The 15,442-nt window shown below is 71.6% G+C and carries 14 protein-coding genes; 10 read left to right on the top strand and 4 right to left on the bottom strand.

Annotation, left to right across the window (positions count from 1 at the left end; all coding sequences use genetic code 11):
- The first annotated feature begins 179 nt into the window (after positions 1 to 179).
- From rhaI to ACFP2V_RS13675, 9 genes are all read left to right on the top strand, one after another.
- Positions 180 to 1,340, top strand: coding sequence for an L-rhamnose isomerase (rhaI, locus tag ACFP2V_RS13715; protein WP_381210674.1), 1,161 nt, complete (start codon positions 180 to 182; stop codon positions 1,338 to 1,340).
- 152 nt (positions 1,341 to 1,492) lie between these two features.
- Positions 1,493 to 3,532 (top strand): bifunctional aldolase/short-chain dehydrogenase, encoded by a 2,040-nt coding sequence (locus ACFP2V_RS13710; protein ID WP_381210671.1) that lies wholly within the window; start codon positions 1,493 to 1,495, stop codon positions 3,530 to 3,532.
- On the top strand, positions 3,529 to 4,974 hold the full coding sequence (locus ACFP2V_RS13705) for a rhamnulokinase (protein ID WP_381210668.1): 1,446 nt from the start codon (positions 3,529 to 3,531) through the stop codon (positions 4,972 to 4,974). Before ACFP2V_RS13710 ends, ACFP2V_RS13705 begins: the two co-directional genes overlap by 4 nt.
- A gap of 115 nt (positions 4,975 to 5,089) precedes the next feature.
- Positions 5,090 to 5,848 (top strand): (Fe-S)-binding protein, encoded by a 759-nt coding sequence (locus ACFP2V_RS13700; protein WP_381210665.1) that lies wholly within the window; start codon positions 5,090 to 5,092, stop codon positions 5,846 to 5,848.
- Complete coding sequence (locus tag ACFP2V_RS13695; RefSeq protein WP_381210662.1) at positions 5,845 to 7,401, top strand: LutB/LldF family L-lactate oxidation iron-sulfur protein; 1,557 nt, start codon at positions 5,845 to 5,847, stop codon at positions 7,399 to 7,401. Before ACFP2V_RS13700 ends, ACFP2V_RS13695 begins: the two co-directional genes overlap by 4 nt.
- Positions 7,398 to 8,039, top strand: a complete 642-nt coding sequence (locus ACFP2V_RS13690; protein ID WP_381210660.1) for a LutC/YkgG family protein — start codon at positions 7,398 to 7,400, stop codon at positions 8,037 to 8,039. The genes ACFP2V_RS13695 and ACFP2V_RS13690 overlap by 4 nt, the downstream gene beginning before the upstream one ends.
- A 141-nt stretch (positions 8,040 to 8,180) precedes the next feature.
- Complete coding sequence (locus ACFP2V_RS13685) at positions 8,181 to 8,420, top strand: hypothetical protein (protein ID WP_381210657.1); 240 nt, start codon at positions 8,181 to 8,183, stop codon at positions 8,418 to 8,420.
- Positions 8,421 to 8,582: 162 nt separating this feature from the next.
- Positions 8,583 to 9,440, top strand: coding sequence for an AAA family ATPase (locus ACFP2V_RS13680; protein WP_381210990.1), 858 nt, complete (start codon positions 8,583 to 8,585; stop codon positions 9,438 to 9,440).
- Positions 9,437 to 10,846 (top strand): vWA domain-containing protein, encoded by a 1,410-nt coding sequence (locus tag ACFP2V_RS13675; RefSeq protein WP_381210654.1) that lies wholly within the window; start codon positions 9,437 to 9,439, stop codon positions 10,844 to 10,846. The genes ACFP2V_RS13680 and ACFP2V_RS13675 overlap by 4 nt, the downstream gene beginning before the upstream one ends.
- Before the next feature lie 321 nt (positions 10,847 to 11,167).
- Here the strand turns inward: ACFP2V_RS13675 and ACFP2V_RS13670 are convergent, their stop codons facing one another.
- Positions 11,168 to 11,530, bottom strand: coding sequence for a cupin domain-containing protein (locus ACFP2V_RS13670; RefSeq protein ID WP_381210651.1), 363 nt, complete (start codon positions 11,528 to 11,530; stop codon positions 11,168 to 11,170).
- A gap of 223 nt (positions 11,531 to 11,753) precedes the next feature.
- Between ACFP2V_RS13670 and ACFP2V_RS13665 the strand changes: the two genes are divergently transcribed.
- Positions 11,754 to 12,164, top strand: a complete 411-nt coding sequence (locus ACFP2V_RS13665; protein ID WP_381210648.1) for an SRPBCC family protein — start codon at positions 11,754 to 11,756, stop codon at positions 12,162 to 12,164.
- A 120-nt stretch (positions 12,165 to 12,284) separates the two neighbouring features.
- Here ACFP2V_RS13665 and ACFP2V_RS13660 read toward each other — a convergent pair whose 3' ends face one another.
- The 3 genes from ACFP2V_RS13660 to ACFP2V_RS13650 all read right to left on the bottom strand — a co-directional run bounded on the left by ACFP2V_RS13660 (position 12,285) and on the right by ACFP2V_RS13650 (position 15,274).
- Positions 12,285 to 13,547: an IS701 family transposase gene (locus ACFP2V_RS13660; RefSeq protein WP_381210645.1), complete on the bottom strand. Its 1,263-nt coding sequence runs from the start codon at positions 13,545 to 13,547 to the stop codon at positions 12,285 to 12,287.
- A 62-nt stretch (positions 13,548 to 13,609) separates the two neighbouring features.
- Positions 13,610 to 14,587 (bottom strand): pyridoxal-phosphate dependent enzyme, encoded by a 978-nt coding sequence (locus ACFP2V_RS13655; protein ID WP_381210642.1) that lies wholly within the window; start codon positions 14,585 to 14,587, stop codon positions 13,610 to 13,612.
- Positions 14,588 to 14,689: 102 nt separating this feature from the next.
- Entirely contained in the window at positions 14,690 to 15,274 is a 585-nt protein-coding gene (locus ACFP2V_RS13650; RefSeq protein WP_381210639.1) for a sigma-70 family RNA polymerase sigma factor, read from the bottom strand.
- Positions 15,275 to 15,442: the final 168 nt, after the last annotated feature.

The raw sequence follows: 15,442 nt of genomic DNA, 5'->3' as shown, positions 1-15,442 counted from the left end.
GGCGCATGTCACGTCAATGGGTCCCGGTCGAAAAAGTTTCGACAGCTTCGGATCACGCCCTGGTCACGAAGGGAGGTCTTGGACGGAGGGGTTGACACCCCTTCGGGGGCGCCATAGCTTCCCGTACTGAATCGTTTCACTCCGTGGTCGATAGGACCCGATGTCACAGGAGCCCTGACGTGACCGAGCTCGCCGCGGCGAAGGCCGCTCTCAAGACACAGGCCGTCGAGACGCCGTCGTGGGCGTACGCCAACTCGGGGACCCGTTTCAAGGTGTTCGCGCAGCAGGGCGTGCCCCGCACTCCGCAGGAGAAGCTGGACGACGCGGCCAAGGTGCACGAGTTCACCGGAGTGGCGCCCTCCGTGGCGCTGCACATCCCGTGGGACAAGGTCGACGACTACACCGCGCTGGCCGAGCACGCCGAGGACCGCGGTGTGCGGCTCGGTACGATCAACTCCAATACCTTCCAGGACGACGCCTACCGGCTCGGCAGTGTCTGCCACCCGGACGCGGCGGTCCGCCGCAAGGCCGTGGACCATCTCCTCGAATGCGTCGACATCATGGACGCGACCGGTTCGACAGACCTGAAGCTGTGGTTCGCCGACGGTACGAACTATCCCGGCCAGGACGACATCCGTGCGCGCCAGGACCGGCTCGCCGAGGCTCTCACGGAGGTGTACGAGCGGCTCGGCGAGGGGCAGCGGATGCTGCTGGAGTACAAGTTGTTCGAACCGGCGTTCTACACCACGGACGTCCCGGACTGGGGCACCGCGTACGCGCACTGCCTGAAGCTCGGGCCGCGCGCCCAGGTCGTCGTCGACACCGGCCACCACGCGCCGGGCACCAACATCGAGTTCATCGTCGCGACGCTGCTGCGTGAGGAGCGGCTGGGCGGGTTCGACTTCAACTCGCGCTTCTACGCCGACGACGACCTGATGGTGGGCTCCGCCGACCCGTTCCAGCTGTTCCGGATCATGCACGAGGTGGTGCGCGGGGGCGGGTTCACGTCCGGGACCGCCTTCATGCTCGACCAGTGCCACAACATCGAGGCGAAGATCCCGGCGATCATCCGGTCGGTGATGAACGTGCAGGAGGCCACGGCGAAGGCGCTGCTCGTCGATGCAGGGGCGCTGGCCGCTGCTCAGGCCTCCGGCGATGTGCTGGGTGCCAACGCCGTGCTGATGGACGCGTACAACACGGATGTGCGGCCGTTGCTCCGGGAGGTACGGGAGGAGTCGGGGCTGGACCCCGATCCCTTGACTGCGTATGCCCGTTCCGGGTGGGCCGAGAAGATCGTCGCGGAGCGAGTCGGTGGGGAGCAGGCGGGATGGGGGGCTTGATTGCCGAGATTCGTCTGCCGGGTTCCGTGATGCGCGCCCTGCGGGCCGTGTGTGGTTGATCGCGCCCACGCGGCGGTAGCCGCACATGACACTGCCCCGCGCCCCTGAAGGGGCGCTCTCCTCACCCTCTCTTGACAAGAACTGGAAGAGACATGGCAAACCACCCCGCAGCCGACGCCCTCCTCGCCCGTTCCCACCGTCTCGGTGCCGATCCTCGGAACACCAACTACGCCGGCGGGAACACCTCCGCCAAGGGCACCGCGACCGATCCCGTCACCGGGGGGGATGTGGAGCTGATGTGGGTCAAGGGGTCCGGTGGGGATCTCGGGACGCTGACCGGGGCGGGGCTCGCCGTGCTGCGGCTGGACCGGCTGCGGGCGCTGGCCGACGTCTACCCCGGAGTCGAGCGCGAGGACGAGATGGTCGCCGCGTTCGACTACTGCCTGCACGGCAAGGGCGGCGCGGCGCCCTCGATCGACACGGCGATGCACGGACTGGTCGAAGCCCCGCACGTGGACCATCTGCACCCCGACTCCGGCATCGCGCTCGCCTGCGCGGCCGACGGGGAGAAGCTGACCGCCGAGTGTTTCGGTGACGCCGTCGTATGGGTGCCGTGGCGACGGCCCGGTTTCCGGCTCGGTCTGGACATCGCCGCCGTGAAGGAGGCCAACCCGCAGGCCGTCGGGTGTGTCCTGGGCGGGCACGGGATCACGGCGTGGGGCGACACGTCCGAGGAGTGCGAGCGCAACTCGCTGCACATCATCCGCACCGCCGAGCGGTTCCTCGCCGAGCGGGGCAGGCCGGAGCCGTTCGGGCCGGTGCTCGACGGGTACGAGCCGCTGTCCGAGGCCGAGCGCCGGGAGCGGGCCGCGGCTCTCGCGCCGTACGTGCGAGCCGTCGCCTCGCAGGACCGGCCGCAGGTCGGGCACTTCGACGACTCCGAGGCCGTACTGGACTTCCTGGCCCGTGCCGAGCACCCCAGGCTGGCCGCGCTCGGCACCTCCTGCCCGGATCACTTCCTGCGCACCAAGGTCCGGCCGCTCGTCCTCGACCTGCCGCCGTCGGCCCCGACGGACGAGGCCGTGGCCCGGCTGAAGGAGCTGCACGCCGCCTACCGCGAGGAGTACGCCGCCTACTACGCGGCCCACGCCCAGGCCGACTCCCCCGCCATGCGCGGCGCCGACCCGGCGATCGTGCTGGTGCCGGGCGTGGGCATGTTCAGCTTCGGCAAGGACAAGCAGACCGCCAGGGTCGCCGGCGAGTTCTACCTCAACGCGATCAACGTGATGCGCGGTGCGGAGGCGGTCTCCTCCTACGCGCCGATCGAGGAGTCGGAGAAGTTCCGCATCGAGTACTGGGCCCTGGAGGAGGCGAAGCTCCGGCGGATGCCGGAGCCGAAGCCGCTCGCCACCCGGGTGGCGCTGGTGACCGGGGCCGGCAGCGGGATCGGGAAGGCGATCGCGCGGCGGCTGGCGGCCGAGGGCGCCTGTGTCGTCGTGGCGGACCTGAACGGGGACAACGCGGCCGCGGCGGCGGAGGAGTTGGGCGGATCCGACAAGGCCGTCGCCGTGACCGTCGACGTCACGTCGGAGGAGCAGATCGCGGAAGCGTTCCGGGCCGCGGTGCTCGCGTTCGGCGGGGTCGACCTGGTGGTGAACAACGCCGGAATCTCCATCTCGAAGCCGCTGCTGGAGACGTCCGCGAAGGACTGGGACCTCCAGCACGACATCATGGCCCGCGGTTCCTTCCTCGTCTCCCGCGAGGCGGCCCGGGTCATGATCGCGCAGCGGCTGGGCGGCGACATCGTCTACATCGCGTCCAAGAACGCGGTGTTCGCCGGCCCGAACAACATCGCCTACTCGGCCACCAAGGCCGACCAGGCCCATCAGGTGCGGCTCCTCGCCGCCGAGCTGGGTGAGTACGGCATCCGCGTCAACGGCGTCAACCCGGACGGTGTGGTGCGCGGCTCGGGCATCTTCGCCGGCGGGTGGGGGGCCAAGCGGGCGGCGGTGTACGGGGTGCCGGAGGAGCAGCTGGGCGAGTTCTACGCGCAGCGCACGCTGCTGAAGCGGGAGGTGCTGCCCGAGCATGTCGCGGCCGCCGTCTTCGCGCTGACCGGCGGCGACCTCACCCACACCACGGGCCTGCACGTCCCGGTCGACGCCGGCGTCGCCGCCGCGTTCCTGCGATGAGCACGGGTGCACGGCCGTACGCGGCGGTCGACCTCGGCGCGTCCAGCGGGCGCGTCATGGTCGGCCGCGTGGGCCCCGACAGCCTGGAGCTGGCCGAGGTCCACCGCTTCGCGAACCGGCCGGTGCGGGTGCCCGAGGGGCTGCGCTGGGACGTGCTCGGACTGTACGCCGGAGTGCTGGAGGGGCTGCGGAAGGCGGGCGACGGGCTCGCGTCCGTCGGTATCGACAGCTGGGCCGTGGACTACGGCCTGCTGGACGCGGACGGGGCGCTGCTGGGCAACCCGGTGCACTACCGCGACCGCCGTACGGACGGGGTCGCCCAGAAGGTGTGGGCGCGCGTCCCCGCCGGGGAGCTGTACGCGGCGACCGGTCTGCAGTACGCGCCGTTCAACACGCTGTACCAGTTGACGGCGGCCCGCTCCACCGCCCAACTCGCCCAGGCCAGAAGGCTTTTGCTGATCCCGGACCTGCTGGCGTACTGGCTCACCGGTGAACAGGGCACGGAGCTGACCAACGCCTCGACCACACAGCTGCTCGACCCGCGCACCCGCGACTGGTCCCATGGGGTCGCACAGCGGCTGGGCATCGACCTGTCCCTGTTCGCACCGCTGCGGCAACCCGGTGACCCGGCGGGAGAGTTGCGGCCCGAGGTGCTGGAGGAGACCGGTCTGGCGGGGCCCGTTCCGGTGACGGCGGTCGGCTCGCACGACACGGCGTCCGCGGTGGCCGCCGTCCCCGCCACCGGTGAGCGGTTCGCCTACATCTGCACCGGCACCTGGTCTCTGGCCGGCCTCGAACTGGACGCCCCGGTCCTGACCGAGGAGAGCCGCGCCGCCAACTTCACCAACGAGCTGGGGCTGGACGGCACGGTCCGCTACCTGCGCAACATCATGGGCCTGTGGCTGCTCCAGGAGTGCGTACGGACCTGGGGCGAGCCGGATCTGGGGGCGCTGCTGCTGGAGGCGGCCAAGGTGCCCGCGCTGCGGTCGGTGGTGGACGCCGGGGACGCGGCGTTCCTGGCGCCGGGGCGGATGCCGGAGCGGATCGCCGAGGCCTGCCGGGTCTCGGGCCAGCCGGTGCCCGCCTCCCCCGCCGAGACCACCCGCTGCATCCTCGACTCGCTCGCCCTCGCGCACCGCAGGGCCGTCGAGGACGCCCAGCGTCTCGCCGGGCGGTCGGTCGATGTCGTGCACATCGTGGGCGGCGGCACCCGCAACGCCCTGCTGTGCCAACTGACCGCGGACGCCTGCGGGCTGCCGGTGGTGTCCGGACCGACCGAGGCGGCCGCCCTGGGCAACGTCCTCGTACAGGCCCGTGCGCACGGGCCGGCCGGCGACCTGGCGGGGATGCGGCGCCTGCTCACCCTTACCCAGCTGCTGACCCGGTACGAACCGCGCGGCGGCACACGGCGGTGGGAGGCCGCGTGGGCCCGGCTCGCCTAGGACCCGTCCGAAGGGATCAGGCCGAACCGCTGCGGGCCCGGTCGTGGGTCTCCCCCGCGCGAGCGACCGCGCACTACCCTGCACTCACCCGATGATCGATCCACAAGGAGCCGCGATGCGTGTCGCCCTGTTCCTGACCTGCGTCAACGACACGCTCTATCCCGACACCGGGCGCGCGGTGGTGAAGCTGCTGACCAGGCTCGGCGTCGAGGTCGACTTCCCGATGGCGCAGACCTGCTGTGGGCAGGCGCACTACAACACCGGGTACCGGCACGAGGCCGAGCCGCTGGCCCGGCATTTCTCCGAGGTCTTCGGGGACTACGAGGCGATCGTGACGCCTTCCGGGTCGTGCGGGGCGATGGTGCGGGAGCTGTATCCGCGGATGGGCGAGCGGGCCCGTGCAAAGGGGCGCGGAGGCGGCCTCGCGGCCGCGCTGGCGCCGGTGGTACCGAAGACGTACGAACTCACCGAGTTCCTGGTGGACGTGCTGGGGGTGACGGACGTCGGCGCGTACTACCCGCACACGGTGACCTACCACCCGACCTGCCACGGGCTGCGCTCCCTGGGGATCGGCGACCGGCCCCGGCGGCTCCTGGAGGCGGTGAAGGGGCTGGAGCTGGTCGAACTGCCGGGGGCCGACGAGTGCTGCGGCTTCGGCGGCACGTTCGCGCTGAAGAACCCCGACGTCTCCGCGGCGATGGGCGCCGACAAGGTGCGCAACGCCGAGTCGACGGGCGCCGAGGTGCTGTGCGCGGCGGACAACTCGTGCCTGATGCACATCGGGGGGACGATGACCAGGCTGCGGACCGGCATGCGGCCGGTGCACATCGCGGAGATCCTGGCGCGCACGGAAGAGGAGGTGGCGGCCGTATGAGCGGAACGTTCGTCGGAATGCCGGCCTTCCCCAGGGCCGCGCGGGAGGCGGTGCGCGACACCACCCTGCGCGGCAACCTCCGGCATGCCACGCACACCATTCGGGCCAAGCGGGCGAAGGCCGTCGCCGAGGTGTCGGACTGGGCGAAGCTGCGGGAGGCGGGCAAGCAGCTCAAAGACCTGACCCTCCGTCACCTGGACGAGTATCTCGTGCAGATGGAGGAGGCGGTGACGGCCGCCGGCGGCACCGTCCACTGGGCCGCAGACGCGGGCGAGGCCAACCGGATCGTGACCCGGCTCGTCAAGGAGACGGGCGAGTCGGAGGTCGTCAAGGTCAAGTCGATGGCCACGCAGGAGATCGAGCTCAACGAGGCCCTCGAGGCGGCGGGCATCCGCGCCTACGAGACCGATCTGGCCGAGCTGATCGTTCAGTTGGGCAAGGACCGGCCCTCGCACATCCTCGTCCCCGCGATCCACCGCAACCGCGGGGAGATCCGGGACATCTTCGCCCGCGAGATGAGCGGCTGGGGCCGCCCGGCACCCGAGGGCCTCACCGACACGCCCGCCGAACTCGCCGAGGCCGCGCGGCTGCACCTGCGGGAGAAGTTCCTGCATGCCAAGGTCGGCATCTCCGGGGCCAACTTCATGGTCGCCGAGACCGGCACGCTGGTGGTGGTGGAGTCCGAGGGCAACGGGCGGATGTGCCTGACCCTGCCGGAGACACTGATCTCGGTCGTCGGCATCGAGAAGATCATCCCGACCTGGCGGGACCTGGAGGTGTTCCTGCAGACCCTCCCGCGCTCCTCGACGGCCGAGCGCATGAACCCGTACACGTCCATGTGGACCGGCACCACCGACGAGGACGGCCCGCAGACCTTCCACCTGGTCCTGCTGGACAACGGCCGCACCGACACCCTCGCCGACGAGGTCGGCCGCCAGGCACTGCGCTGCATCCGCTGCTCGGCCTGCCTCAACGTCTGCCCGGTCTACGAGCGGGCCGGCGGCCACGCCTACGGCTCCGTCTACCCGGGCCCGATCGGCGCCATCCTCAACCCTCAGCTGCGGGGCACGACAAGCGAGATCGACGCCTCCCTGCCGTACGCCTCGTCGCTGTGCGGGGCCTGCTACGAGGTGTGCCCGGTCGCCATCGACATCCCCGAGGTGCTGGTGCACCTGCGGGAACGGGTCGTGGAGGGCGGCGAGGTGGTCCGGGGCGGCAACAAGGTGGTGCTGCAGCCCGCGAAGGGGCATGCCGCCGAGCGCGCCGCGATGCGCGCGGCCCGCTGGGCGTTCTCACATCCGGGCGCGCTGCGCACCGGCCAGCGCCTCGCCTCCCGCACCCGGCGCCTTCACCCTCGCACCCTGCCGGGCCCCGGCCGCGCGTGGAGCGGGACACGGGATCTTCCTCCGGTGCCGGCGGAACCCTTCCGGGACTGGTGGCAGCGCACACACGGCAAGGGCGGCACCGCCGTACCGGGGACGACGCCCGGTGCCGGGACGCCCGTGAAGGACAATGCCGCGGACAAAGCCGAGGACAAGGGTGGTGACCGGTGAGCAGCAGGGAACGGATCCTGGGCCGGGTGCGGCGCGCCCTCGCCGACGTCCCGCGGGGCGACGAGCCCCCGTACGAGCGGGCCGTCACCCGTGACTACCTGCGTGAGCACGGTGACCGCACCCCCGCGCAGACGCTGGACCTCCTCGCCGAGAACCTCGCCGACTACCGTGCGATCGTCCACCGCACCGACGCCGGCCGGCTGGCCGAGGTCGTCGCCGGGCTCCTGGTCTCGCGCGGCTCCTCGTCGGTCCTCGTCCCGCCGGGGCTGGACGAGAGCTGGCTCGCGGGGAGCGACGTGAGGAGGGTCGCGGACCGGGCGGAGAGCACCCCGCACGAACTGGACCGGGTCGACAGCGTGGTCACCGCCTGCGCGGTCGCCGTCGCCGAGACCGGCACGATCGTCCTCGACGGCTCCCCCGACCAGGGCCGGCGCCGGATCACCCTTGTCCCCGACCACCACATCTGCGTTGTCCGCGCCGCGCAGGTCGTCCCCTCCGTCCCGTACGCCCTCGAACGCCTCGACCCGGCGCGTCCCCTCACCTGGATCTCCGGTCCCTCGGCGACGAGTGACATCGAACTCGACCGGGTGGAGGGCGTCCACGGCCCGCGCGTCCTGGAGGTCGTCCTGGTCGGCTGACGCCCCGCCCGCGACGTTCGAAGCTCTGATGGTGCCGGCCGCCACGGGGCGATCCTGCTGTCGGCCGGCTTCGCTGCTGTCGCCGCGGCCGCTGAAGGGGATGCTCGGCGCGCTGCCGCTGAACGGGGCGACCCTGGGCAGGTGGGCGCCGAGAGCGTGATCCTCACGGTCACCGGGGTCTTCTTCGGCACCGCGGCCGGGACCGTGCCGTTCACGGTGGTGCGCACCGACGCGGTCCTGCCGGACCAGTTCTTCGGCATCCGGCTCGCGATGGTTGTGGTCTCGGCGGCGGCCACGCCGGGGGCGACCCCGTGGACGGCCCGCCAGGTGCTGCGCACCCCTGCGGTGTCGGCGGTGGGCTCGGCCGCGCAGGCCGCGTGAGCCCGGAGCACGGACGGAGGCAGAGACAGGGACGAAGACCGAGACGGAGTGGCTGTGATGACGGCCACCCCGTTCTGCCGATGATGACAGGAGGGTGAACAAGCGCTTGGATAGCAGCGTCAGTCAGTGCTCAGTCAGTGCCGCCCCGAGCTGGAGGCCCAGGTGTTCACTTCCGTCGACGACGTCTTGGCGCGACTCGCCGAGGCGGGTTATCTGGCGTCGCCCGCGGTGGCCACGACCGTCTTCCTCGCCGACCGGCTCGGGAAGCCGCTGCTGGTGGAGGGCCCCGCCGGGGTCGGCAAGACGGAGCTGGCCAAGGCGGTGGCCCAGGTCGCCGGGGCCCACCTGGTGCGTCTGCAGTGCTACGAGGGCGTCGACGAGTCCCGGGCCCTGTACGAGTGGAACCACGCCAAGCAGCTGCTGCGCATCAGCGCCGGCCGGGACGAGACGTGGGACGAGGCGCGTACGGACATTTTCAGCGAGGAGTTCCTGCTGCCGCGTCCGCTGCTGACGGCCATCCGCGGGGACGATCCCAAGGTGCTGCTGATCGACGAGACCGACAAGGCGGACGTCGAGGTGGAGGGGCTGCTGCTGGAGGTGCTCAGCGACTTCCAGGTGACCGTTCCCGAGCTCGGCACGGTCACCGCGAGCCGTCGCCCCTTCGTCGTCCTCACCTCGAACGCGACCCGTGAACTGTCCGAGGCGCTGCGCCGCCGCTGCCTGTTCCTGCACATCGGGTTCCCCGACCCGGAGTTGGAGCGTCGGATCGTCCGGCTGAAGGTGCCGGGGATCGACGCGGCGTTGGCCGAGTCGGTGGTGCGGGTGGTCGGGGCGCTGCGCGCGATGGACCTGCGCAAGGTGCCGTCGGTGGCCGAGACCATCGACTGGGCCCGCACCCTGCTGGCGCTCGGCGCCCTCACGCTGGACGAAACGGTCGTACGGGACAGCCTGGGTGTGATCCTCAAGCACCAGGACGACATCCTGAAGGCCGAGGCCAAGCTCGACCTGGACGCCGTGTGAACGCCACCGCGGACCTCACCGCCCGGCTGACCGGCCTCGTCAGCGCGCTCCGCGCGCACGGCGTGCGCATCGGCACCGGTGAGACCGTGGACGCGGCACGGGCGACCCGGGAACTGGGGCTCGCGGACCGGGAGTTGCTCCGCGAGGGCCTGGCCGCGACGCTGCTGCACACCACGGGCCAACGCGCGGTGTTCGACGCGGTCTTCGACCTGTACTTCCCCCGCCGGGTCGGCACACCCGAAGGCCGCACGGACCCCGCGGACCCCGCGGATCGTGCGGATCGTGCGGATCGTGCGGACCCCGCGGATCGTGCGGATCTGCGCGAGCGGCTGGCAGCGGCGCTCGCCACCCATGACACGGCGCTGATGGCCCGGTTGGCGATGGAGGCGGTCGACGGCTTCGGCGGATACGGGAGTTCCCCGGCGTCGGACGGCTGGTCGTCGCACCAGACGCTGGACCGGCTGCGCCCGCAGACGCTGCTCGCGCGGGTCCGGGACGAGGTACGGGCCCGGGACGGCGCGGCGGGGTTCGGCGACCGGCTGCTGGAGGACGAGATCCGGCGCCGCATCGAGGAGTTCCGCCGGATGGTGGCCGCGGAGGCACGGCGCCGGGTCGCCGAACGGCGGGACCGGGACGAGATCGCCCGGCGTGCGGTGGCCCCGACGGCCGACCGCGTCGACTTCCTGTTCGCCGGGAAGGACCGGCTGGCCGAGCTGCGCCGGACGGTGCAGCCGCTGGCCCGGAAGCTGGCGACCCGGCTGGCCGCCCGCCGCCGCAGGGCCGCCCGCGGCACCATCGACCTGCGGCGCACCCTGCGCGGTTCCCTGTCGACGGGCGGGGTGCCGATGCGTCCCGTGCTGCGCCGTCGCCGTCCCGCGCGGCCCGAACTGGTGCTGCTGTGCGATGTGTCGGGGTCGGTTTCCGGATTCTCCGACTTCACGATGCTGCTGGTGCAGGCGCTGCACGACCAGTTCAGCAAGGTGCGGGTGTTCGCCTTCGTCAACCGGATCGACGAGGTGACCGGGCTGCTGGTGCGTGGCGCCGCCGACCCGGACGGTCTCGGTGCCCGCATCCGCCAAGAGGCCGCGATCACCGGCTGGCACGGCAGCAGCGACTACGGCGCCGCCCTGGGCGAGTTCACCGAACGGTACGCCGAGGCCGCGGGCTCACGGACCACCGTGTTCGTCCTCGGCGACGCCCGCAACAACATGGGTGACCCGAACCTCCCGGCCGTCGGCGAACTGGCCCGACACACCCGCCGCGTTCACTGGTTGAACCCCGAGCCGTGCTCCCGTTGGGGCACCGGCGACTCGGCGGCACTCGAGTACGCCGGGCTGGTCGACATGCACGAGTGCCGCACCATACGCCAGTTGAGCGACCTGATCGGACGGCTGCTGCCGGTTTGACGTCCGCGGACGCACACCTCGGGTTCAGACGGGCGAGCGGTGCGCGGTGTACAGCAGGTGTTCCCGGTCCATGACCAGGTGGCCCTCTCCGGTTTCCGCTCGTGGCGGCGGGCGAGTCCGGCCAGTTCGGTGTCGAGGGCGGCGACGCGTTCGGGGTCGTCCGCGAGGGACTTGCAGACGTTGATGACCGGGCCGTAGCGCTGCTTGAAGTAGTCCCCGGGACTTCTCCGGCGTCGCGAACCGCTCGACGGCGACCGTGCGTTGCCCGGCGGTCTCGTCGGTGACACGGCCCCCGAACAGCGCGCGGACGTGCTCTAGACCCTAGTCGGCGGCCTTCGCGTAGCTCTGGGCCGTGGCGCCCGCGAAGTCGTACACCACGACCTGTTCCTCGCCGACGACCCAGGCGTCGTGGCCGGATGTGCAGACGAAGACGTCGCCGGGGCCGACCTCACTCTCGGCGCCGTCGTCCATGCGGATGCGCAAGCGGCCCTGGAGGACGTAACCGTTGTGGTGGATTCGGCAACTCGGCGTTCCGGCGATCGGTCCGACCGGTTCGGACCAGCGCCACCCGGGCTCGAAGACGGTCACGGCGAAGTCCAGCCCGGTCATGTGGACGGCTTCGAGGTGGCCCCTGGGAAAGTCCCGCCGCTCGTCCGGCCTGTCCAGTGTCTTGATCTCAAGCATGTCCCTGCTCCCTTCCGGCCGTCGCTCTGCGCAGTCGGGGCCGGTATCCGTCCGCGCGGCACCGGCGAGGGCCTCCGGCCACCACTCCGCCGTCCGTCCGTCAAGACGGGTACGCCATTCGAGTGACGGGACTGGTACCGGCACGTTCAAGGGCCGCCCGGCCGGTCATACGTGTCTGATTCGTTCAAGAGGAGGGAGACGGTGTACCGCTACCGTCGCTGCAATGAAGAGCACCGGCAGGGGATCGCGCCACCTCAGCATCTGTATCGACCGCACCGTCGCCGATGTCTACGCCTACGCGTCGCAACCGGCCAACCTGCCCGCATGGGCCCACGGCCTGGGAGGCTCCATCGAAAGGATCAATGGTCGGTGGGTCGCGGAGTCCTCCCCCATGGGCCGGGTCGTGGTCGCCTTCGCACCACGCAATGAGTGGGGTGTACTCGACCACGACGTCACGCTGCCTTCGGGGGAGACCGTCCACAACCCGGTCCGCGTGCTCGTCGACGGTTCGGGGAGTGAGGTGGTGTTCACCCTCCGCCGGCAGCCGGGGACGAGCGACGCCGCATTCGAGCATGACGCCTCCATGGTCGCCGCCGACCTGGCACGGCTCAAGGAGTTGATGGAGTCCGCCTAGTAGGGCTTTGTTAGGTCCTGTGGTGGGGTTCGGGGGTGGGTGCGGGTTGGCCGCATATCGAGCAGGCGCCGGTCCAGGTGGCCAGGAGGGCCTGGAGTTCGCGGAGGACCGCGTAGAGGGTCAGGCCGGCGCAGGGACTTTTGGGTCGAGCCGCAGCAGGGTGCAGAAGGCCTGGGCGAGGGAGGCGAGGGTGGTGTGGCGGTGCCAGCCGAGGTAGTTGCGGCCCTCGAAGTGGTCCAGGCCGAGACCGTCCTTGAGCTCGCGGTAGTCGTGCTCAACTCGCCAGCGGATCTTGGCGATCCGGACCAGCTCCCGCAGTGGGGTGTCGGCGGGCAGCGTCGAGAGCCAGTAGTCGGTCGGCTCGGCGGAGTCCGGTGGCCACTGGACGAGCAGCCAGCATTCGGGCAGCGCGCCGTCGGCGGCGCGGCGGATATGCCGGTTGGCCGGTCGCACCCGCAGGGCCAGGAACTGCGAGCGCATGTCGGCGTTCGGATTGCGTTTGGTGGTCTTGCTGCCCTGGCGCCAGGTGACGGTGCGAGTGGCCGTTTGTCCGGCGGCCCGGGCCAGCGCGCGCAGGGTGGTGTGCGGTTGGGGGTAGGCGGACACGGGAGGGCGGCCCTGCCCGGAGTACGGCGGGCGCTCGGGCGTGGCGTCGCCGGGGTGCGCAGTCGTGGTGGCTTTGACCGCGACCGAGTAGGTCAGGCCGCGTTCGGTCAGGCCCTCGCGAAAGCCCGTGGCGTCGCCGTATCCCGCGTCGGCGACGACCGGCAGGTCGGGCAACTCCCAGTCCCCGCGGACCTCGTCGAGCATGTCCAGGGCCAGGCGCCACTTCTCCCGGTGCCGTGCCGCATCGGGGACGCCCGCCCTGGCCCGGCGGCGCCGGATCGCCCCGGCCAGCAAAGCGTCGTCGCCGTGCTTGGCGTCGTCCCAGCTCTCGGGCAGGAACAGGCGCCAGTCGACGGCCGAGGACGCGCGGTCGGAAACCAGGTTCACACTGACCCCGATCTGGCAGTTGCCACGCTTGCCCAGCGCCCCGCAGTACATCCGTGCCACCCCCGGCGAGTCGTAGCCGTCCTTGGGGAAGCCGACATCGTCGATGGCATACGCCTCCGGGCCGATGTGCGCCGCAGCCCAACGTGCCACCCGTTCCCGGACCTTGGAATAGTCCCACGTGGAGGAGGAGACGAACTGCTGGAGCTGCTGGTGGTCCACACCCAGGCGCTCGGCCATCGGCTGCATCGACTTGCGCTTGCCGTCCAGCATCAGCCCACGCAGATACAGCTCACCCTTGGCCCGCTGGTCCCGACGGGCCAGCGAGCCCAGCATCTGGGCCGCGAACGCCTCCAGGCGCGGGCGGACCTCTTCCATCTCCTCGGGTGTCACAGCTGAGAGGAAAACACGACCCCACCCGAGCTTGGACACCCGGGGTACCTAACAAAGCCCTACTAGGTACCGGAGCCGCAGAGGAGGGCGAAGCGCGCGGCGTCGACGTTGCCGCCGGAGAGGATCAGTCCGACCTTGTTCGGGAGGCGGCCGGCGCGGCCGGTCAGGAGCGCTGCCAAGGGGGTGGCGCCGCTCGGCTCGAGGACGATCTTCAGCCGCTCGAAGGCGAACCGCATGGCCTCCCTGATCTCGTCGTCGTCGACGAGGACGATCCCGTCCAGGAGCCGCTGGTTGACGGAGAACGTCAGTTCGCCCGGGGTGTGCAGGGCCTGGCCGTCGGCGATGGTGCGCGGGACCGGGATGCTCACGCGGTGTCCCGCCTCCAGGGAGCGCTTGGTGTCGTCGCCGGCCTCGGGCTCGACCCCGACCACCCGCGTCCCGGGGTACAGGCCCTTGACCGCGGTGGCGCTTCCGGCGATCAGCCCGCCGCCGCCGACCGGCGCGATGAGCACATCCAACTCCCCGGCTTCTTCGATGAGTTCGAGGGCCGCCGTGCCCTGTCCCGCGATGACGTGCGGATGCTCGTAGGGCGGGATGAGCGCCAGGCCGCGCTCCGCGGCCAGGGCTTTTGCGACGGCGACCCGGTCGCCGGTGTACCGGTCGTAGGTGACGATCTCCGCTCCGTACGCCTCGGTGGCCGCCCGCTTCGACGGCGGGGCGTCCTCGGGCATGACGATGACGGCCGTGGTACCGAGTTCCCGCGCGGCCAGGGCAACGGCCTGGGCGTGGTTGCCGGAGGAGTAGGCGGCGATGCCCCGGGACAACTGCTCGGGGGTGAGCCGGGAGGCCGCGTTGTAGGCGCCCCGGAACTTGAAGGCGCCCACGCGCTGGAAGTTCTCGCACTTCAGGTGGACTTCGGCGCCGACCAGCGCGTCCAGGGTGCGGGAGCGCAGGACCGGGGTGCGATGGGCGACGCCGTCGAGCCGTTCGGCGGCGGCACGGACGTCGTCGAGGGTGACCGGCGGGGTGGTGGTCGTCACGCGTTGCCTCCGGGGAGTCGTCAGCCGCTGGACAACGGCCCAGACTACTGCCGGGTCCTCCTCCGGCCGGGCACCGTGCGCCGCCCGGCCGGAGGAGGGCCGTCACCCGTCGTCGGCCTCGCCCAGCCACCGCATCAGCGAGACGCGGGCGCGGGCGACCCGCGAGCGCACCGTGCCGATCGGGCAGCCGGTGATGAGGGCGGCCTCCGCGTAAGAAAGACCGGACATCTGCGTGAGGACGAACGCCTCCCGCCGGTCGTCGGGGAGCGCGTCCAGCAGTTCCGCGAGGACGACGCCGTCGTCGAAGCCCGGCAGATCACGCGGCTGGTTGCGTTCGACGACCGCCTCCCAGTCCGCCGCGTCCACCAGGCGGGGGCGGGCGGAGCTGTGGCGGATGCCGTCGATCACGGCCCGGCGGGCGATCGCCAGCAGCCAGGTACGGGCCGACGAGCGGCCCTCGAACCGGTGCAGGCTGCTCAGGGCCCGCAGGAACGTGTCCTGGGTCAGGTCGTCGGCGCTCTGCGGGTCGGCGCCGAGGAACGTCACGTAGCGGCGGACGTCCGGGTGCAGAGCACGGACGAAATGCTCCACGGCCTCGGTGTCTCCGCCGCGGGCGGCGAGCGCCCAGGCGGTGATCGACTCCTCTTTCGGCTGTTTCCGTGGGGGAAGCAGGGCGACAGTGCTCACCTGCGGCTGTCCTTCCGGGAGTTCCGGCACCGGCGGCCGGATCCGCGCCGGCGCGTCGCGCCGTCGGCGCACGCGGGCAGCGGTACGGCGTGGCCGTATCCGCGTGACACCGCGGGCGCGACCGGCTCGGCAGACGCGACGGCCCGACGGCCCGATGGCCCGACGGGT

It is taken from the genome of Streptomyces incanus (assembly GCF_042656345.1).
In the GTDB taxonomy this organism is placed as follows: domain Bacteria; phylum Actinomycetota; class Actinomycetes; order Streptomycetales; family Streptomycetaceae; genus Streptomyces; species Streptomyces incanus.
This window is presented reverse-complemented; position numbering and strand designations above follow the sequence as displayed.

Bases quoted from the DNA above. Each gene is read 5' to 3' on its own strand.
- ACFP2V_RS13710 (WP_381210671.1), top strand. From the start codon at position 1,493: ATGGCAAACCACCCCGCAGCCGACGCCCTCCTCGCCCGTTCCCACCGT.
- ACFP2V_RS13705 (WP_381210668.1), top strand. From the start codon at position 3,529: ATGAGCACGGGTGCACGGCCGTACGCGGCGGTCGACCTCGGCGCGTCC.
- ACFP2V_RS13700 (WP_381210665.1), top strand. From the start codon at position 5,090: ATGCGTGTCGCCCTGTTCCTGACCTGCGTCAACGACACGCTCTATCCC.
- ACFP2V_RS13695 (WP_381210662.1), top strand. From the start codon at position 5,845: ATGAGCGGAACGTTCGTCGGAATGCCGGCCTTCCCCAGGGCCGCGCGG.
- ACFP2V_RS13670 (WP_381210651.1), bottom strand. From the start codon at position 11,530: ATGCTTGAGATCAAGACACTGGACAGGCCGGACGAGCGGCGGGACTTT.
- ACFP2V_RS13665 (WP_381210648.1), top strand. From the start codon at position 11,754: ATGAAGAGCACCGGCAGGGGATCGCGCCACCTCAGCATCTGTATCGAC.